This window comes from uncultured Formosa sp. (genome assembly GCF_947500765.1).
Taxonomy (GTDB): Bacteria; Bacteroidota; Bacteroidia; order Flavobacteriales; family Flavobacteriaceae; genus Formosa.
The window spans coordinates 490085-510934 of record NZ_CANMTH010000002.1 but is presented as its reverse complement, the minus strand read 5'-3'; the positions used below and the strand labels follow the sequence as shown (position 1 = coordinate 510934).

The following is a 20850-nucleotide window of genomic DNA, read 5'->3' as shown; positions in this document are numbered from 1 at the left end:
AGATTTTGAATTATTCAAAATCTCGCCTTTTTATTTCTATTTGTAATTAATTTGTAACGTGAAAACAAACTCTTTTCGTGGTCACATATCTAAATTATACAATTCTTGGATTAGGTAAAAAATAATCAAGTAACCGAACAATTTATCACATTATTCAATAAGTGTTTTAACTTCATCGAAATCTAACCCACCGTAATTTCCAGAACTCATTAATAACAACGATTTATTTTCAAAGTTCTGAGAAAATATAAAGTCTTTAAACGCATCCGGATTGGTATAAATAATTAAATCATCTCGTTGGAATGCCGATGCAATTTGTGCTTCGGTTACCGTTTCTAATTTTTTAATTTCTAAAGCATGTGGAGAATAAAATACTACCGCAACATCTGCTGCATCTAAAGCGCCTTTATACTCTTTTAAAAACTCTGCATTTAAACTGCTATAGGTATGCAACTCCAAACATGCTACTAATGTTCTGTTTTCATATTGTGCTTTCACCGCATTTGTAGTAGCTTGTACTTTACTTGGCGAATGTGCAAAATCTTTATAGGCAACGCTATTTTGTCCTTCGGCTATTTTCTCAAGACGCTTACTCGCTCCTTTAAACGTAGAAATCGCTTCGTAGAAATCATCTTCATCAATTCCCATATGCTGACAAATCCATTTGGCACCTGCTAAATTATTTAGATTGTGTTTTCCAAATACTTCAATTGGTAATGGTCCTTCTGGAGTTTCTAATAAAGTTTCCCCATCTTCAACAGTATATTCAGGGGTATGATATGGTAATTTTCTAATCGGATTCACAGAAGCTTCTACAACTCGCTTAACAGCGTCATCTTCTTCATTATAAGTTATACTTCCGCCATTCACAATACTATCTACAAATATTTTAAATTGCTCTTCATAATTTTCATATATTGGAAACACATTAATATGATCCCAAGCAATACCACTTAATAACGCAATATTAGGTTTGTATAAATGAAATTTTGGGCGTCTATCTATTGGAGAACTTAAATATTCATCGCCTTCTAAAACAATAAAATCATTGTCTTCGGTTAGCTTCACCATCACATCAAAACCGTCTAATTGTGCACCAACCATATAATCTACATCGCGATCATGATAGTGCATAACATGTAAAATCATAGAAGTAATAGTCGTTTTACCGTGACTTCCACCAATAACTACGCGTGTTTTATTTTTAGACTGTTCGTACAAGAATTCAGGATAACTATATATTTTTAGACCTAATTCTTGAGCTTTTAACAACTCCGGATTGTCTGCTTTTGCATGCATGCCTAAAACTACTGCATCTAACTGTGCTGTGATTTTCTCTGGAAACCATCCAAATGTTTCTGGCAATAATCCTTTAGACTCTAATCTTGATTTTGAAGGTTCGAAAATCTCATCGTCGCTTCCCGTTACCTGATATCCTTTGTTATGCAATGCCATAGCTAAATTGTGCATTGCACTCCCGCCAATGGCTATAAAATGTACATTCATAAACTTATTTTGAAGATCGTAAAGATACACGTTTTAGTACGTTTTTCTGAATGATTATTGTGTAATCTCCTCTATTTTTTGCTGAAGTTCTTCATCTTTTAAATACTCGAATCCCGTTCTTAAAATAGTTAGAGCTTTATCCTTCTCTTGATACTTTAAATAAAAATTTGCAAGCTCGGTATAACAGGTTTTAGACTGGCCAACCTCTACTGCTTGTTTATAATAAAATTTAGCTTGTTTGTAATCTCCGTCTTTATTATAAAGATAACCTTTGGCTAAATAACCATCGACTTCAGAAAGCGCAATTAATTGGTTAGCAAACTGAATCGCTTTAGAAGTACTTCCGCCTAAAACCCAAGGTAATTCCATATATAATTTCACCAATGCCCAACGTGTTTCAATATGTTTTTCATCTAATTCTGATGCTTTTAAAAACTCAGATTTAGCGTCTAAAATCAATGGAATTGCCGACATTTTATCTGCCTTTAAAGCTTTCATAGCCAATGCACCTCCGTATTTGTAATGATAATTTGCATTTTCATCATCAATTACAACCAAGTTTTTATATTCAACAATTGCAGAATCCCACACTTTTAAATGGCTATAAGCATCTCCTAACAACTCCATGGCTTCAAAATTCGTTTTGGTAGTTACTACAAACGGTTTTAATACAGAAATTGTTTCATTATAATTTTTAGCATCAAAATATGCTTGTGCTTCAACTAAAATTTGTTGAGAAAACAGAATGTTTGGAAGACATAGTACAGTACTAATAACACAAATTAGAAGACATCTCATACAGCAAAAATAATCTTTTTATATGCATATTCTAATATGTATAATAAAATTGGAAACTAAAAAAAAGAGATTCCTTTTAAATATAAATCAAAAGTGGAATTATTTTTGATTTCAGTTTAATTCTAAGACTACAAACTATAAATCAATCTACAACTATGAATTTTATAAAACCATTACTTTTAAGTTTAATGTTCTCACATACTGTACTTGCTCAGCAACCAAATTTTGAGAATTTATGGTCTGAAGTTGAACAGTTAGAACTTGCAGATTTACCAAAATCGGCTTTAGAAAAAGTAGAACACATTGATAAAATTGCTCTTAAACACAACAATCAACCTCAGCATATAAAAAGCATGCTGTACAAAAGCAAATTTGCTTTAGTTCTAGAAGAAGATGCTCAAATAAGTATTATAAATAATTTTAAATCTGAAATCGCGAAAAGCAAAGCGCCTACTAAAAATATTTTAGAAAGTATTTTAGCCAATTTGTATTGGGATTATTTTAGACAAAACCGTTATCAGTTTTATAATCGTACCAAAACTGCCGAAAAAGTAGACAAAACAGATTTTAGAACTTGGGATTTAAGCACACTATTTGCCGAAATTCAGAATCATTTTCAGCACAGTTTAAACCAAGAAACCATATTAAAAGAAACTTCTACAGATGAATTTTCAGACCTTTTAGTAACACAAAAAGAATCTAAAATCTACCGTCCTACACTTTTCGATTTTTTAAGTCATAATGCGCTTCAGTTTTATAAAAGCAACGAACGTAATATTACTAAACCGGCATATAAATTTGAAGTTTCCGACCCAAAACTATTAAGTCCGGCTATAATTTTCACCGATATAGATATTGAAACTAAAGACCAAACATCTTTAGAGTTTCAAGCCTTAACCCTGTATCAAGACCTCATTTGCTATCATCTTCAAACAGAAAATACCGCAGCTTTAGTTGCTGTAGATATTGAACGTCTATTATTTGTTAAACAGCATGCCACATTCAAAAATGCAGAACAGCTTTTAATTGATGCCTTACAAGACGGAAGTACACGCTATAAAAACAGCTTAGCATCTGCCAGCTACGATTTAGAGCGTGCAAGAATGTATAAAATTCAAGGCGACGAATATTCTAATAGAACCTCGACGGAACAACTCTGGAAATTAAAAGACGCTGTTGCACTATGTAATCGAATTAACACAGCTTTTCCTGAAACGCGCATAGCAAAACAAGCATTAAATTTAAAGTCGGAAATCTTACAGCCGGAAGTTAAAATCACCACAGAATCTACTTTACCTATACAAACAAAATCTCGTTTGTTAATCACATATAAAAACACAGATGGTCTTAAATTTAAAGTAGCTAAACTATCACATAAATCTAAGTTAGATTTTAAACATTTATACAGACAAAAAGAAAAAGACAATTTTGCAGCTACTTTAAAATATAGTAAAACTTGGAGCGCACAATTAAAGACTGAAGGTGACTTCCAAACACATACCACCGAAATTATAGCGCCTGCCTTTGACAATGGTATATACTTTATTGCAGCAACCGACCCTAAATCGGGAACAACTGGCTACACAACATTTCAGGTCTCTAATATGGCTTTGGTAAAAAAGGATAGCGACAAACATCTTGTGTTTCAAATTATTGATAGAAATACAGGCCAGCCTATTACAAATACAGAAGTCATTACAACCTATCGGTATAATAACAACAAGACGAAAACAGAGCGTAACCTGACCGACAGTTACGGCAATATTCGTATTCCGAAAACGACTAAACGCCAATACGTTCGTATAGATTTAGCCATTAACAGTACAAACGACACCGCATATTTCGATAGTTTTCAGCTGTCGTACTATTACAAAAGGAATACAAATACCCCAGAGCCAACCTACAAATCATTTTCATTTACCGACCGAAGCTTATATCGGCCTGGGCAAACAGTCTATTTTAAGGCTATTGCCATGCAGACCACAGCAGATAATAATGCAGTGTTAACACAACAAGACCTTAAGGTTTCCTTATATAATGTTAACCGTGAGATCGTAAAAACGTTGACTTTAAAAACAAATGACTTTGGGTCTGTTCACGGTAACTTTATTCTACCTACCACCGGATTAAATGGTCGATATTATATTGAAGTTAGTAGTGCAAATAGCGAAAAAAAACTTAATTCGAGAACCTACTTTAATGTTGAAGATTACAAACGTCCAACGTTTAAAGCGACTTTTAACCCTATAACAGAGACTTATAAAATTAACGATTCTGTTACTATTTCCGGAAATGCTTTGGCGTTCTCAGCAAGTAGTATTTCTGGAGCAAAGGTTGTTTATCGTGTAACACGTAAGGTAGAATTCCCTAACTGGTATTCGCGAACACGACCGTATTATTACAACGAAGCACAAGAAATAACGCATGGAGAACTAACTACATATAACAATGGTGATTTTAGTTTTACATTTAAAGCACTTGCAGACGTAACTATAGATAAATCAGCTCTTCCAATTTTTAATTATGAAGTTACAGCCGACATCACCGATATTAACGGAGAAACCCGTTCTGCGTCTACCCTAATTTCTGTGGGTTACCATACCACTAAAGCGCGTTTAGAGATTGAAAACAAACTAAACAAAACCGAAAAAGACCACACCATAGGGATACAAACCATGAATTTAAATGGTGAATTTGTTCCCGTTAAAGGCAGTCTGAAAATTTATAAATTACAAGGTCCAAGAAATGTATTAAGAACACGTCCATGGGAAGCTCCCGATTATCAAATTATAGATAAAAACACTTTCAAAGCGACATTTCCACACGATGCTTATAGTAACGAAGACGACCTTAATAACTGGACAAAAGGAAAACTTGTTTTTGAAAAAAATGTAAATACAGCAGATATTAAAACGCTGAATTTAGGAAAAATTAAGTCATGGGATTCAGGGCAATACATCGCAGTCTTTGAAAGTATTACAGCCCAATCGGAACACATTACAACAAGTACGACTTTCGCGTTATTTAATCCAAACGACACCACCGTTGCTGACCACGGAATATTTGAAATTCAGACGGATAAATCGGAGTATCAGCCAGAAGATTTAGTCGCGTTAACTTTGGCTTCTGCAGCCGAACACTTAGTGGTTACGGTTGAAATAGAAAAAAATTATGAGGTTTTTGCACGCCATACAATAATTTTAAATCAAAATAAAAAAACGATTACCATTCCTGTTTCTCAAAGCGACTTAGGCGGTTTTGCCATTCATTACAGCTATGCCGCTTTCAATAGTTTTAAATCAGGAACCGAGCATATTACAGTGCCCTATCCAGAGACGGACTTACGCATTAATACTAAAACATTTAGAGATAAAATACAGCCTGGAACTCAAGAAACTTGGGAGTTTAATATTTCTGGACCACAAGGCGAAAAACTAAGTAGTGAAGTCTTAGCAAGTATGTACGATGCTTCTTTAGATGAGTTTTACAGACACAGCTGGAACCTATATGCTATTTCTCAGCCGCGATATAGTTCTTATAATAATTGGAGAGCAAATTCATCTTTTGGTAATCATTCTATACACTTTAATTATACTTCAGAACACATACAAGTAACACCTCAATTGTACGATGCACTAAATTGGTTTGGTTTTAATTTTAATGGTAACCAGTGGATTAATCGTCGATATCTAAGTCAAAAACGCGCTAGTATGGCCGTGCCAACACCACCTTCATCAGAGGTGATTTCAATCGCTGAAGATAGTGCTGAAGTAGCAGAAACTGTAATTGAAGAGGTTGAAGAAGACGTTAGTGTTCCTATTCGTGGGGTGAGTTCATTATCAGGTAAAAACACACCTTTATTTATAATTGATGGTGTAGCATCTGAAGCTAATACAGTAGATAAAGCCGATATTTTAAGTATTGAAGTACTAAAACCTCAGGAAGCTATGGCGCTTTACGGACGCAAAGCATTGTACGGTGTTGTTTTAATTTCAACTAAAAATGGATCTGCATTTAACGATGTTAAAATTAGAAAAAACCTTAAAGAAACGGCTTTCTTCTTTCCGCAACTCCAAACTAATAGTGAAGGTGATGTCAGTTTCAGTTTTACTTCACCAGAAGCTTTAACGCAATGGAAATTGCAACTATTAGCACATTCCAAGAGTATGAATAGTGCTATACAGACCTTAACAACGGTGACACAAAAAGAACTAATGGTTCAGCCCAACACACCACGTTTTTTACGTCAAGGTGATGCCATTACCATAAGCTCAAAAATTTCAAATTTATCTGACACTGTTTTAAATGGAGAAGCCGTTTTACAGCTTTTCGATGCGACAACCAATGCGCCTATCGATATTAATTTAGAAAACACAAATGCTGTAAAATCGTTTTCAGTAGATACTAAGAACACAACTCAAGTGTCTTGGAAGCTTAAAATTCCAGAAACGGTAGATGCCGTTTTGTATAAAATTATAGCCAAAGCAGGAACCTTTAGCGATGGCGAACAAAACATATTGCCGGTGTTATCTAACAGAACATTAGTTACCGAAAGCATGCCATTATGGGTAAATGGTAACGAAATACGACACTTTCAGTTAGATAAATTAAAACACAATACCTCTAAAACGTTAAAACATCATAAACTGACATTAGAGATTACATCTAATCCGGCTTGGTATGCGATTCAGGCGTTGCCGTATATTATTGAGTATCCGTTTGACTGTAACGAGCAGATCTTTTCTCGCTTTTACGGAAATAGCTTAGCAAGCCATATTGTAACTTCTAATCCGCGAATTCAAGAGGTATTCAATCTATGGAAATCTAAAGATGCACTGATTAGCAATCTAGAAAAAAACGAAGACTTAAAATCTATTCTTATCGAAGAAACCCCTTGGTTACGTGATGCCCAAAGTGAAACAGAACAAAAAAAACGTATTGGTTTGTTATTCGACATGAATACCATGAGTGCTAAATTACAAGCAACTAAACAAAAACTTGAACGTAATCAGCTAGGCTCTGGCGCTTGGCCTTGGTTTGCTGGCGGAAGCGAAAACAGATACATCACTCAGCATATCGTTACTGGTTTCGGACATTTACAACATTTAGGCTTAGATACTAAAGATTCAGAACACATGTTATCTAGAGCAATTAAATTCACAGATTCCGAATTTATAGAAACTTATAAAAATATTTCTAAATACAATGCTAAACCAGATTATGATGCTTACCATTTAAACGATATACAATTACATTATTTGTATATGAGAAGTTTTTATACTGAAGATAAACCATCTAAAGAACTTCAAAATACAATCAATTATTATGGCTCTCAGATTAAAAAATATTGGACAAAAGGTTCGTTATACAACAAAGGATTAATGGCCTTAATTGCACAGCGTTTAGGAGATAAAAAAACAGCAACTGCCATTATAAAATCTTTAAAAGAAAATAGTATAACAAATGATGAACTAGGTATGTATTGGAAAGCCAACACAGCGTCTTGGTATTGGTACGAATCGCCAATTGAAACCCAATCGTTATTAATTGAAGCCTTTTCGGAAATAGAAAACGACACAACAACTGTAGATAATTTAACAAAATGGTTGCTAAAAAATAAGCAAACAAATCGTTGGTCTACTACAAAATCGACTACAGATGCGATATATGCTATTTTATTAAAAGGAAGTGACTGGTTATCGGTTACAGAATCTGTAGACATTACCGTTGGCGGACAACCAATTCCTGAAAACAAATTGAAAGACATCAAAGTTGAAGCAGGCACAGGTTACTTTAAAACCACTTGGAACGCCGATGAGATTACTCCAGAATTAGCAGAGATTACATTAACAAATAAAAATAAAGGCATAGCTTGGGGATCCCTATATTGGCAATATTTTGAAAATTTAGATGCCATAACCTCAGCAGAAACACCGCTACAATTAACAAAAAAACTATTTATAAAATCGAACACAGATACAGGTGAAGCACTTAAAGCCATTAAGCCGTCAACTAAATTAAAAGTTGGAGATTTAATTACTGTACGTATCACTCTGAAAACAGATCGCAACATGGAATTCCTTCATATGAAAGATATGCGCGCATCTGGTTTGGAACCCGTAAATGTTTTATCGTCTTATAAATGGCAAGATGGTTTAGGATACTATGAAAGTACTAAAGATGCAGCCACGCACTTCTTTTTCGATGCTGTAAGTAAAGGTGTCTATGTATTTGAATATGATTTGCGCGTAAACAACGCAGGTAAAATGAGTAATGGCATAACGACTATAGAAAGTATGTATGCTCCAGAATTTAGTAGCCACAGTGAAGGCACCACTATAACTATAAAATGATAAAATATGAAGTCATAAAAAAAGGAGCCTAAATTAGGCTCCTTTTTTTTATATAATTTAGAAAAACTTAAACATTAAGCATTTTCCAAAGTTTATCTTTTAATTCGGTAATACCTTGTTGCGCTACGGCTGAAATAAAAATATAATCTACACCTAATTTTTCATCAAGTTCTACTTTTAGTTCTGCTTGTAATTCATCATCTAACATATCACATTTAGAAATCGCAATAAGACGGTCTTTATCCAACATTTCAGGATTATAACGTCTTAATTCGTCTAACAAAATCTCATATTGCTTAGTAATATCTTCAGCATCAGCAGGAATTAAAAACAATAACGTCGAGTTACGTTCTATATGTCTTAAGAAATAATATCCTAATCCTTTACCTTCTGCCGCACCTTCAATAATACCAGGAATATCTGCCATGACAAACGTTTGGAAATCGCGATATTCTACAATACCTAAATTTGGTTTTAGAGTAGTAAACTCATAATCCGCAATTTTTGGTTTTGCTGAAGTAATCACAGACAATAAAGTTGATTTCCCTGCATTTGGGAATCCTACTAAACCAACATCGGCAAGTAATTTCAACTCTAAAGTCACATACTTTTCTATTAAAGGCATACCTGGTTGTGCGTAACGAGGTGTTTGATTTGTTGAACTTTTAAAGTGCCAGTTTCCACGACCACCCATTCCTCCTTGACAAACAATACGTTCTTCGCCAGTATACGTGATTTCGAAAAGGATTTCATCCGTTTCTGTATCTCGAACAACAGTACCTAATGGCACATCTAAATACACATCTTCACCATCTCCACCAGTACTACGACCACTACTTCCGTGTTCGCCATGCCCAGCACGTAAATGACGCTTAAATTTTAAATGATAAAGAGTCCATAAATTATCGTTACCTCTTATAATAACATGACCTCCTCGACCACCATCTCCCCCATCGGGACCTCCTTTTGTGATATACTTTTCACGATGTAAATGCGTAGACCCTTTACCTCCGTTCCCAGAAGTTAATTGGATTTTTACGTAGTCTACAAAATTTCCTTCAGTCATAATTATTTGAACCTTTTAATGAAAGGTTTTAAAATGTTAAAAATGTAATTGTACTATTATAATGAATCAATTACTTTGCTTAAACGTACTGTAATTTCTTCTACAGAACCTACACCGTCTACTCCAAAATATTTATTTTGTTCAGAATAGTAATCTTTTAATATTGCCGTTTTAGAATAATATTCTTTAATACGATTGGAGATAATAGACTCATCAGCATCGTCTGAACGACCACTAGTTTTACCACGTTCTAGTAAACGTTCTATTAGCACACTGTCTTCTACTTCTAATGCAATCATAGCATTAATTTCAGAATCTTTGCTTTTCATTAAATCCTGTAAAGCAGCAGCTTGTGCACTTGTACGCGGAAAACCATCAAAAATAAATCCGTTAGCTCCTGCATTTTTCTCAACTTCAGCACTCAACATTTCAATTGTAACCTTATCTGGAACCAATTCACCTTTATCCATAAAAGATTTGGCTAGCATTCCTAAAGCGGTTTCATTTTTTATGTTATAACGAAATACATCTCCTGTAGAAATATGTACCAGATTATATTTTTCTTTTAAAAAATTTGCTTGCGTCCCTTTTCCTGCTCCTGGAGGTCCGAATAGAACTAAATTTGTCATATGTTGAGTTGTTTTAATTTGATATACTTCTGGTAAATCTCGACCTAATCCGTCGTAATCTAAACCGTAACCCACTATAAATTTGTCTGGAATTTCGATACCGACATAATGAAGTTTAAAATCTTTCTTATATGCGGTTGGTTTATAAAACAAGGTTGCAATAGTCAACGATTTAACGTTTTCATTTTTAAAAATGCGATGAATTTCTGCTAAAGTACGACCTGTATCTATAATATCTTCTAAAATAATAACAGAACGTCCTGATAAATCTTGAGTTAATCCAATTAAACGTTGAATATCTTCTGTAGATTTTACACCTTCATAAGACGCTAATTTAATAAACGTCACTTCGCACGGGTTTGGATATTTTTTAACAAAGTCGCTTACAATCATAAACGAACCGTTTAAAACACCTATAAAAACAGGAATTTCATCTGCAAAATCCACTGCTATTTGTTCTGCCATTCGTGTTATTGCATCATCTATTTGTTTAGCTGAGATAAAAGGCTTAAAATATTTGTCGTGAAGTTTAATCATAAAATAACCTATTTTTTGTTAATTCTTGGCAAAGATAATCAAATGAGACCTATAATCTAATTTAGAAAAAGGTTTCATGGCATTGATTCCTTAAATTTAGAATTAATTTCATATTAAAATGTATTTTTGTACTGTCTAAAACACGAGCAAAACAGTTATATAATGAATTACTTTTCTTCAAATTTTAAATTAGGAATACTAGGTGGTGGCCAATTAGGAAAAATGCTACTTAATGAAACCCGCAAATTCGATATCTATACCAGTGTCTTAGACCCAAGTGAAGAAGCGCCTTGCAAAGTAGGCAGTAATGCATTTTTTATTGGAGATTTAATGGATTACGACGCGGTTTTTAATTTTGGAAAACACGTTGATGTATTAACTATTGAAATTGAAAATGTAAACGTAAATGCGCTTGAAGATTTAGAGAAGATTGGTATAAAAGTATATCCATCTTCTAAAACATTACGTACTATTCAAAATAAATCTAAACAGAAATTATTTTACGTAGACCATAATTTACCAACTGCACCATTTTCTCGTTTTGCATATACTATAGAAATTCAAGACACCATCTCTAACGGTGGATTAGATTTTCCGTTTGTTTGGAAAAGTGCTCAGTTTGGTTACGATGGTACAGGTGTAAAAATTGTTCGCGAATTAAAAGATTTAGAGAACTTGCCAAATGTAGAATGTATTACAGAAAAATTAATTCCGTTTAAAAACGAATTAGCGGTTATCGTGGCGCGAAATGTATCTGGCGAGATTACAACATATCCTGTGGTAGAAATGGAATTTCATCCAGAAGCAAACCAAGTAGAATATGTTATTTGTCCTGCACGAATTAGCGATGCTGTTGCTAAAAAAGCGACAGATATTGCACTAAAAGCAGCGCAAGCCTTTAATCATGTTGGTTTATTGGCTGTTGAAATGTTTCAGACAAAAGACGACGATATTATTATAAATGAAGTGGCTCCAAGACCACATAATTCTGGCCATCAAACTATTGAAGCTAGTTATACTTCTCAATTCGAACAACATATTAGAGCCATTCTAGACTTACCCTTAGGAAATACCCAGAATAAATTAAATGGTATTATGGTGAATTTAGTGGGAGCAGAAGGTTACACAGGAAATGTTGTTTATAAAAATATAGAAACCATTATGGCCATGGATGGAGTTACACCACACATATATGGTAAAAAACAAACCCGTCCATTTAGAAAAATGGGACATGTAACCATTGTAAATAAAGATATTGTTGAAGCTCGTAAAATTGCCGAGAGTGTAAAAAACAGTATTCAAGTTATTTCAGAATAAAAAAAACAATAGCAATAAAAGAAAACATATATAGTATGAGTAAAGTTGGCGTTATTATGGGAAGTAAAAGTGACCTTCCTGTTATGCAAGATGCAATAGATATATTAAAAGAATTTAACATAGAAGTAGAAGTAGATATTGTTTCTGCACACCGAACTCCAGAAAAATTATTCGATTATGGCAAAAATGCGCATACTCGTGGTATACAAGTTATAATTGCTGGTGCAGGTGGTGCAGCGCATTTACCAGGAATGGTAGCATCTTTATCGCCTTTACCAATTATTGGAGTTCCTGTAAAAAGTAGTAATTCTATAGATGGTTGGGATTCTGTACTATCTATCTTACAAATGCCTGGTGGCGTTCCTGTAGCTACTGTTGCACTTAATGGTGCTAAAAATGCAGGTATATTAGCGGCTCAAATTATAGGAAGTTCAAACCCTGCGGTGCTAGATAAAATAGTACTTTACAAAGAAGGCTTAAAACAGGCTGTTCTAGAAACAGCCAAACACTTATAAACATAAAAAAGCCTCGAAATATCGAGGCTTTTTTTCGCTATTAATCAATAAATTTTTTCAGAGTAACCAGCTCTTTTATGAAAAAAATCTTTGCAAAGATATAACAATTCTTAATTTTTAAAGAAGTTAAAAACATTTTTTAACATTTATTTAGATAAAATCGATCAAAAAATGAACATTCTATTACATCCTTTTCAAACAACATACAATACAGCTCCATTTTCGGCAATAAAAAACGAAGACTTTTTACCTGCAATTACAACATTAATTGAAGAGACAAAAACTGAAATCGACCATATAACATCTAACCCAGAACCACCAACATTCGAAAACACCATCGAAGCTTTAGAATTTTCTGGACAACAATTGGATCGCGTAACTAATATATTTTTCAATTTAAATTCTGCAGAAACCAATGACGACATTCAGAAAATTGCTCAAGACGTTTCACCATTACTTTCAGAATTCGGGAATGATATCACATTAAACGAAGCCCTTTTTAAACGTGTAAAAGCTGTTTACGACAATAAAAGCAAGTTAGATTTAAATGGAGAGCAACTTATGCTTTTAGACAAATCTTACAAAAGCTTTTCTAGAAATGGTGCTAATTTAGTTGAAGACAAAAAAGAAACACTTCGTAACATAGACAAAGATTTAAGTAAATTAAGTTTAACCTTTGGTGAGCATGTTTTAGCAGAAACTAATGCTTTTGAAATGCACATTACAAATGAAGCAGATTTAAGCGGTTTACCTGAAGGCGCTAAAGAAGCAGCAAAACAATTAGCAGAATCTAAAGATAAAGACGGCTGGCTAATTACATTAGACTACCCAAGCTACATTCCGTTTATGACGTATGCAGATAATCGTGAACTTAGAAAAAAATTAGCAATTGCTTTTGGTAAAAAAGGATTTCATAATAACGAATTCGACAACCAAAACATTGTTTTAAATATTGTTAAAAAACGTTTTGAACGCGCAAATTTATTAGGCTATAAAACACATGCAAACTTTGTTTTAGAAGAACGTATGGCTAAAACGCCAGAAAATGTCATAGAATTTCTAAACGAATTACTAGACAAAGCAAAACCAGCAGCACAAGAAGAGTTTAAAAATTTAGAAGATTTTGCAAAAGAATTAGACGGTATAGATAGACTAGAAAAATGGGATTCTGGATATTATGCTGAAAAACTAAAACAAAAGTTATTCGATTTAGACGACGAAAAGCTAAAACCTTATTTCAAACTAGAAAATGTAACGAACGGTGCTTTTAAAATTGCTGAAAAATTGTACGGCTTACATTTTGAAAATATTGACACTATAGATAAATATCATCAAGATGTATTAACTTATAAGGTAACAAACAATTCTGGCGACTTGGTTTCTATTTTCTATGCCGATTTCTTTCCTAGAGCAGGAAAAAGAAATGGAGCATGGATGACTTCTTATAAATCACAATCTATTAAAAACGGAGAAAACAATCGTCCGCATATTTCTATAGTTTGCAATTTTACAAAACCAACAAAAAGCAAACCATCGTTATTAACGTTTAACGAAGTTACAACCCTATTTCATGAATTTGGTCATGCATTACATGGTATGCTGGCAAACACCACTTACCCTAGCTTATCTGGAACTAGCGTATATTGGGATTTTGTAGAATTACCAAGTCAGGTGATGGAAAACTGGTGTTACGAAAAAGAAGCTTTAGAGTTATTCGCTACACATTATGAAACAGGTGAAGTGATCCCGATGGAATTAGTTTCAAAAATAAAAGAGTCTTCAACTTTTAACGAAGGCATGCAAACCTTACGCCAAATTAGCTTTGGATTATTAGATATGAGTTGGCACGGACAAGACCCTTCAAACTTTAACGATGTTAAAACACAAGAATTAAAAGCATTCGAAAACACAAAATTATACCCAGATGTTGCTGAAAATTGTATGAGTACAGCTTTTTCTCACATTTTTCAAGGCGGTTATTCTTCGGGATATTATAGTTATAAATGGGCAGAAGTTTTAGATGCAGATGCTTTTGAATATTTTAAAGAAGCAGGAATTTTTAATTCTGAAGTTGCAACCAAGTTTAAAGATAATGTATTATCTCTAGGCGGAACGGTAGATCCCATGACATTATACAAACGTTTTAGAGGTCAAGAACCTCAACCAGAAGCCTTATTAAGACGTGCTGGTTTAATAAAATAATTTCAAAAAGTTCATAGCCTTTAGAGCTATGAACTTTTTTTAAATGTTAAACCTTACAAAAACTCTCCTATTATTCTGAAATAGTTTTGCTATTTTTGAACATTAACTGACAATTTGTTATATGCCAGACCATAAAATCGATGCAACCAAATGGATAGATTCGTATTCCGACTACCTATACAACTATACCATTTCTAGAGTTAGCGATTCCGAAATTGCTAAAGATTTAGTTCAAGATACTTTTTTTGCAGGATTAAAATCGATGAAAAACTTTAAAGGAGAAGCCAGTGAACGCACATGGTTAATTTCCATTCTAAAACGAAAAATAATTGATTATTACCGAAAAATAAACTCTAAAAAAGGGAAAGCAGAAGTACGTATGTCCTACTCTAGCGACAGTGAAGACGAGGGAGAATGGTTAGAAGAGCGTGTAGAAGACCAATCTTATAAAAATGCAGAAGACGTCTTAGAAAACACAGAACTTAGTATCGCTATTTATAACTGCTTAGACAAGTTACCCGAAAAACAAGCCCAAGTTTTCAAGATGAAAACTATAGAAAATTACGACACAGAAATAATTTGTAATGAATTAAATATTACAGCGTCTAATTTATGGGTTATTATACATAGAGCCCGAACAGCCCTTTCAAGCTGTCTAGAAAAAAACTGGTATTAAAATTATGAATAAATTATTTATGTCTTGCGAAGAAGCGTCACATGTTTGTGATAAGGCACAATACAACGAGTCTACATTTTTGGAACGTTTAAAACTTAGAATACATATTCTATTTTGTGATCTATGTAAAAAACATACTATAGACAATCATAAACTAACTGAAACAATAAAGAAATCTAACATTGTATGTTTAGATAGTAAATCAAAATCTGAAATGAAAAAATGTTTAGAAAAGGAAATAAAAAACCAAAATGCTAAACATTAAAAAAAAGTTCTAAAGCTAACCACACTATAGGGATTCCCTCTACCCAAAATGCTGTATATACATCACTCTGATCTTGCCTAGAAAAAAGTATAAATAGAATAAGAACAAACGCTATTATAAATTGTATTAAAATATAATGACCTATTAAATGTGTTTTAAGAAATTCTAAAAAGAAAAACACTAGCACCAATAAAACACCTAAAATTTTAGTTCGATTTATTCCTATTTTCTGCGGAATTGTTCCTAATTTCAAACTATCATATTTTAAATCACGAAGTTCAAAGGGCAACATCAACGCTATTATAAAAACAAAACGTTGTATAAACGTCAAAATTACATCTTCATCAAACGCATAATTTTCGTTAATTAAAGGCAACAATACGGTTACTCCAGCCCAAATTAATCCGATTAAATATACTTTAAGTCCACTTATGCTTCTTAAATTATGATGCTTGTCTACAAAAAAACGTTTTGGTAAAAACGGAATAGCATACATAAACGTTACCAATCCAAATCCCGTTATAATAAAAATGGTGTTTAGCTCTAACTTAAAAACAAAATAACACATAAACACAAAACACAATATAGAAAAGAGTTCAATAGCTCTTAACCAACTCGCCATAGATCTACGGTGCAGTTTTGCTAATCCAAAGTATTTCACAAAGTTATACCCTACAACAGATGCAAATAAAATAAAATACAAAATATTTTCATCGAAAGGCAACCCGTATTTTACCAATGTAATCCATGCTAAAGAAAACACTGATAAAGAAACATGAATACTGGCATTTAGATAAAATTTAAAGAGTTTTTTCAACATTGTCATTCCGCAAAAATATATAAACTAGAATTAACAACCTGCTTTAACAAAAATCTTTAATTAATCGTAACAACAGAACTTAGTAAATTATGTATTTTTGCGCCGCAAAACACAATTATATTTTATGAATACAAATGCTTTCTCATTGCGTCATATTGGTCCTAGAGAAGCGGACCAAAACCAAATGTTAAACACTATAGGCGTAGACAGTTTAGATCAACTTATTTACGAGACTCTCCCTGATGGTATCCGCTTACAAAAGCCTCTGAATTTAGACGCTCCAATGAGTGAGCATGACTACCTAACTCATATTCATGAGTTATCAACACAAAATAAAATATTCAAATCATATATTGGTTTAGGATATCATCCAACTATATTACCCGCAGTTATACAACGTAATATTTTAGAAAATCCAGGTTGGTATACAGCATATACGCCATACCAAGCAGAAATAGCTCAAGGGCGTTTAGAAGCTTTATTAAATTTCCAAACCATGATTACAGATCTTACAGGAATGGAAATTGCTAATGCCTCTTTATTAGACGAAAGTACAGCTGCAGCAGAAGCAATGAGTCTTCTATTCGCGGTTCGCGATCGTGCTCAGAAAAAAAATGGTGTAAACAAATTCTTTGTTTCAGAATCTATTCTTCCTCAAACCTTAGCTTTATTGCAAAATCGTTCTAATCCTATCGGAATTGAATTGATTATAGGTAATGAAGACACTTTCGATTTTTCTGCAGATTTCTTTGGTGCTATTTTACAATACCCAGGTAAAGATGGATTAATTAGTGATATTAAAACATTTATAGAAAAAGCGAATGCTGCAAATATAAAAGTAGCAGTTGCTGCAGATATTTTAAGTTTAGTAAAACTTGAAGCTCCAGGTAAATTTGGTGCCGATGTTGTAGTAGGAACCACACAACGTTTCGGAATCCCTATGGGTTACGGCGGGCCTCACGCAGCATATTTTGCCACTAAAGAAGCTTACAAACGTGATCTTCCAGGACGTATTATTGGAGTCACTAAAGACTTAGATGGAAACCGTGCTTTACGTATGGCTTTACAAACTCGGGAACAACATATTAAAAGAGACAAAGCAACATCTAACATTTGTACAGCTCAAGTATTATTAGCCGTTATGGCAGGAATGTATGCAGTATATCACGGACCAAAAGGTTTGAGTTTTATTGCAAACGCAGTGCACGATAAAGCTTCAGCATTGTCGGAGGCTTTAAAAACTATTGGATACAAACAAAAGAACGACACCTTCTTCGATACTTTAAATATTGAAGCTGATGCTGAAAAAATAAAAGCAATTGCAGAAACAAAGGAGATTAACTTCTTCTACCCACATGCAGATGCCGTTACCATTTCTATAAATGAAACAACATCTATTTCAGATTTAAATGATATTATTTCTGTTTTTGCTGAAGTTGTAAAAACAGAACCAATTGTTATTGAATCACTATCTGAATCTAATAACATTAATAAAAATTTACAACGTACATCACCATTCCTAACTTTAGATGTATTTAATACGCACCATTCAGAAACTGAATTAATGCGTTATATAAAAATGCTTGAACGTAAAGATTTATCTTTAAATCACTCTATGATTTCTTTAGGTTCTTGTACAATGAAATTGAATGCCGCTTCAGAAATGTTGCCTTTAAGCTCTCCTAATTGGGGTAGTATTCATCCTTTTGCGCCTTTAGATCAAGTACAAGGTTACCAAACCGTTTTAAAAGCTTTAGAAAATCAATTAACAGAAATTACTGGTTTTTCTGCAACGTCTTTACAACCTAATTCTGGTGCACAAGGCGAATTTACGGGTTTAATGGTAATAAAAGCTTATCATGAATCTCGTAACGATCAGCATAGAAATATTTGTTTAATTCCGTCTTCTGCTCATGGAACAAATCCAGCAAGTGCAGCTATGGCAGGTATGAAAGTTGTGGTAACAAAATCGACTACAGAAGGAAATATTGATATTGATGATTTACGTGAGAAAGCAGAATTACATAAAGACAATTTAGCTTGTTTAATGGTAACCTATCCATCTACTCACGGTGTTTACGAATCTGCGATTAAAGAAATTATTGAAATTATTCATGATAACGGCGGACAAGTATATATGGACGGTGCAAACATGAATGCTCAAGTTGGATTAACAAATCCAGGAAACATTGGTGCAGACGTTTGTCACTTAAACTTACACAAAACGTTTGCTATTCCTCATGGTGGTGGTGGCCCAGGTGTTGGACCAATTTGTGTAGCAAAACAATTAGTTCCATTTTTACCAGGAAACCCTATAATAAAAACAGGAGGAGAAAAAGCAATTAAAGCTGTTTCTGCTGCGCCTTTCGGATCGTCTTTAGTATGTTTAATCTCTTATGGTTACATTAAAATGTTAGGCACACAAGGACTAACAGATTCTACTAAGGTTGCAATCTTAAATGCAAACTATATTAAAAGTCGTTTACAAGGTAATTTTGAGACATTATATTCTGGAGAATGCGGACGAGCGGCACACGAAATGATTGTAGACTGTAGACCGTTTAAGGCACATGGTATTGAAGTTACAGATATAGCAAAACGTTTAATGGATTACGGATTCCATGCACCAACAGTATCTTTCCCTGTCGCAGGAACTTTAATGATTGAACCAACAGAGAGTGAAAGTAAACAAGAAATGGATCGTTTTTGTGATGCCCTTATTTCTATTAAAAAGGAAATAGACTCAGCATCTAAAGAAGACACAAATAATGTATTAAAAAATGCACCGCATACTATGGAAATGCTTACTTCTAGTACTTGGGATTTCCCTTACTCTAGAGAAACAGCTGCTTTCCCTTTAGACTATGTTCGTGATAATAAATTTTGGCCAACTGTACGTCGTGTAGATGATGCTTTTGGAGACAGAAATTTAATGTGTACTTGTGCACCTATAGAAAGTTACATGTAATTTATAGGCGTTTTTGGACATCGTAAATTACCTTTAAATAAGCATTGCCTTTATAGTAAATGTCAGTATCTTCATGGGTACAAAACACGCTATAAAGGCAATTTCTTTTTAATGAACATAAAAATCACAGGAACAGGAAGTTACATACCTTCAGTTGTTCAAAAAAACGATAGTTTTCTCAATCATTCGTTCCTCAATAATGACGGAACTCCCTTCGAAAATGACAATGTTGTCATAATTGATAAATTTAAATCCATAACAGGCATTTCTGAACGTCGTTATGTGAAAGAAGAATTTACATCTTCTGACATCGGTTTTTTCGCTGCTGAAAAAGCAATTGCGAATGCCAACATAGACCCAGAAACGTTAGACTACGTCATTTTTGCCCATAACTTTGGAGATATTCCATTAGGAAGCAGACAAAGTGATATGTTACCAAGTTTAGCTGTACGTGTAAAACACAAGCTAAAAATTAAAAATCCTAAATGTGTTGCTTACGATTTACTTTTTGGATGTCCAGGATGGATTGAAGGCGTTATACAGGCACAAGCTTTTATAAAAGCAGGCATTGCTAAACGTTGTTTAGTTATTGGTTCTGAAACGCTTTCTAGAGTCGTCGATAAACACGACCGAGATGCCATGATTTTTTCTGATGGTGCAGGCGCTTGTATTCTTGAAGCTACTAATGAAGAAGGAGGTATATTATCTCACATTACAGAAAGTTATACGCTTGACAATGCATTTCATTTATCTTACGGCAAAACATTCAACAAAGATTCTGAAGATGACACCAAGTATATAAAAATGGATGGTCGTAAAATTTACGAATTTGCATTAACTCATGTCCCTTCTGCAATGAAAGCCTGTTTAGATGCAAGTGGTGAAGATATAAATGATGTTAAGAAGGTTTTTATTCATCAAGCCAATGAAAAAATGGACGATGCCATTCTAAAACGCTTCTACCGTCTATTTAAAATGAAAACACCAGAGAATATTATGCCTATGACAATTGGAAATTTAGGGAATAGTTCTGTCGCTACAGTACCTACCCTTTTCGATATTGTTAGACATAATAAATTAGAAAATCATAGTCTTAACACAGGCGATGTTATTATATTTGCAAGCGTTGGTGCAGGAATGCACATTAATGCTATAGTATATAAATATTAAAAGTACCGCTTATGCGGAAATAGAACAC

Annotated in this window: 13 protein-coding genes; 8 read left to right on the top strand and 5 right to left on the bottom strand. The window is 33.6% G+C overall.

The window, feature by feature from the left end:
* Positions 1 to 150 precede the first annotated feature (150 nt).
* A complete protein-coding gene (locus tag Q1B05_RS05290; RefSeq protein ID WP_299778339.1) occupies positions 151 to 1506 on the bottom strand; it encodes a Mur ligase domain-containing protein in 1356 nt (451 codons plus the stop codon).
* A gap of 54 nt (positions 1507 to 1560) precedes the next feature.
* Positions 1561 to 2304, bottom strand: coding sequence for a hypothetical protein (locus Q1B05_RS05285; RefSeq protein WP_299778337.1), 744 nt, complete (start codon positions 2302 to 2304; stop codon positions 1561 to 1563).
* A gap of 155 nt (positions 2305 to 2459) precedes the next feature.
* On the opposite strand from Q1B05_RS05285, the gene Q1B05_RS05280 reads away from it, so the two are divergent.
* Complete coding sequence (locus tag Q1B05_RS05280) at positions 2460 to 8657, top strand: MG2 domain-containing protein (protein WP_299778335.1); 6198 nt, start codon at positions 2460 to 2462, stop codon at positions 8655 to 8657.
* A gap of 67 nt (positions 8658 to 8724) precedes the next feature.
* Here the strand turns inward: Q1B05_RS05280 and obgE are convergent, their stop codons facing one another.
* Both obgE and Q1B05_RS05270 read right to left on the bottom strand, forming a co-directional pair.
* Positions 8725 to 9723, bottom strand: coding sequence for a GTPase ObgE (gene obgE, locus Q1B05_RS05275; RefSeq protein ID WP_299778333.1), 999 nt, complete (start codon positions 9721 to 9723; stop codon positions 8725 to 8727).
* 56 nt (positions 9724 to 9779) lie between these two features.
* Positions 9780 to 10889 (bottom strand): adenylate kinase, encoded by a 1110-nt coding sequence (locus Q1B05_RS05270; protein WP_299778331.1) that lies wholly within the window; start codon positions 10887 to 10889, stop codon positions 9780 to 9782.
* Between the two features lie 162 nt (positions 10890 to 11051).
* Here Q1B05_RS05270 and Q1B05_RS05265 point away from each other — a divergent pair, with 162 nt between their 5' ends.
* The 5 genes from Q1B05_RS05265 (at position 11052) to Q1B05_RS05245 (ending at position 15864) form a co-directional block, all read left to right on the top strand.
* Positions 11052 to 12206, top strand: a complete 1155-nt coding sequence (locus tag Q1B05_RS05265; protein WP_299778329.1) for a 5-(carboxyamino)imidazole ribonucleotide synthase — start codon at positions 11052 to 11054, stop codon at positions 12204 to 12206.
* Positions 12207 to 12241: 35 nt separating this feature from the next.
* Positions 12242 to 12721, top strand: a complete 480-nt coding sequence (purE, locus tag Q1B05_RS05260) for a 5-(carboxyamino)imidazole ribonucleotide mutase (RefSeq protein WP_299778327.1) — start codon at positions 12242 to 12244, stop codon at positions 12719 to 12721.
* A gap of 171 nt (positions 12722 to 12892) precedes the next feature.
* Positions 12893 to 14923, top strand: coding sequence for a M3 family metallopeptidase (locus tag Q1B05_RS05255; protein WP_299778325.1), 2031 nt, complete (start codon positions 12893 to 12895; stop codon positions 14921 to 14923).
* A gap of 121 nt (positions 14924 to 15044) precedes the next feature.
* On the top strand, positions 15045 to 15599 hold the full coding sequence (locus Q1B05_RS05250; protein WP_299778323.1) for a sigma-70 family RNA polymerase sigma factor: 555 nt from the start codon (positions 15045 to 15047) through the stop codon (positions 15597 to 15599).
* A 4-nt stretch (positions 15600 to 15603) separates the two neighbouring features.
* Positions 15604 to 15864: a glycine dehydrogenase gene (locus tag Q1B05_RS05245; protein WP_299778321.1), complete on the top strand. Its 261-nt coding sequence runs from the start codon at positions 15604 to 15606 to the stop codon at positions 15862 to 15864.
* Here Q1B05_RS05245 and Q1B05_RS05240 read toward each other — a convergent pair.
* Positions 15854 to 16684, bottom strand: coding sequence for a hypothetical protein (locus Q1B05_RS05240; protein ID WP_299778319.1), 831 nt, complete (start codon positions 16682 to 16684; stop codon positions 15854 to 15856). The two genes, Q1B05_RS05245 and Q1B05_RS05240, sit on opposite strands and share 11 nt — an antisense overlap.
* A 124-nt stretch (positions 16685 to 16808) precedes the next feature.
* On the opposite strand from Q1B05_RS05240, the gene gcvP reads away from it, so the two are divergent.
* Together gcvP and Q1B05_RS05230 are read left to right on the top strand one after the other, a co-directional pair.
* Entirely contained in the window at positions 16809 to 19652 is a 2844-nt protein-coding gene (gcvP, locus tag Q1B05_RS05235; RefSeq protein WP_299778317.1) for an aminomethyl-transferring glycine dehydrogenase, read from the top strand.
* 111 nt (positions 19653 to 19763) lie between these two features.
* A complete protein-coding gene (locus tag Q1B05_RS05230) occupies positions 19764 to 20822 on the top strand; it encodes a 3-oxoacyl-ACP synthase III family protein (protein ID WP_299778315.1) in 1059 nt (352 codons plus the stop codon).
* Positions 20823 to 20850 lie beyond the last annotated feature (28 nt).

Coding starts and splice junctions, on each gene's coding strand:
- Q1B05_RS05245 (WP_299778321.1), top strand. CDS start 15,604: ATGAATAAATTATTTATGTCTTGCGAAGAAGCGTCACATGTTTGTGAT.
- Q1B05_RS05255 (WP_299778325.1), top strand. CDS start 12,893: ATGAACATTCTATTACATCCTTTTCAAACAACATACAATACAGCTCCA.
- Q1B05_RS05280 (WP_299778335.1), top strand. CDS start 2,460: ATGAATTTTATAAAACCATTACTTTTAAGTTTAATGTTCTCACATACT.
- obgE (WP_299778333.1), bottom strand. CDS start 9,723: ATGACTGAAGGAAATTTTGTAGACTACGTAAAAATCCAATTAACTTCT.
- Q1B05_RS05265 (WP_299778329.1), top strand. CDS start 11,052: ATGAATTACTTTTCTTCAAATTTTAAATTAGGAATACTAGGTGGTGGC.
- Q1B05_RS05250 (WP_299778323.1), top strand. CDS start 15,045: ATGCCAGACCATAAAATCGATGCAACCAAATGGATAGATTCGTATTCC.
- Q1B05_RS05290 (WP_299778339.1), bottom strand. CDS start 1,506: ATGAATGTACATTTTATAGCCATTGGCGGGAGTGCAATGCACAATTTA.
- Q1B05_RS05230 (WP_299778315.1), top strand. CDS start 19,764: ATGAACATAAAAATCACAGGAACAGGAAGTTACATACCTTCAGTTGTT.
- purE (WP_299778327.1), top strand. CDS start 12,242: ATGAGTAAAGTTGGCGTTATTATGGGAAGTAAAAGTGACCTTCCTGTT.
- Q1B05_RS05240 (WP_299778319.1), bottom strand. CDS start 16,684: ATGTTGAAAAAACTCTTTAAATTTTATCTAAATGCCAGTATTCATGTT.
- Q1B05_RS05270 (WP_299778331.1), bottom strand. CDS start 10,889: ATGATTAAACTTCACGACAAATATTTTAAGCCTTTTATCTCAGCTAAA.
- Q1B05_RS05285 (WP_299778337.1), bottom strand. CDS start 2,304: ATGAGATGTCTTCTAATTTGTGTTATTAGTACTGTACTATGTCTTCCA.
- gcvP (WP_299778317.1), top strand. CDS start 16,809: ATGAATACAAATGCTTTCTCATTGCGTCATATTGGTCCTAGAGAAGCG.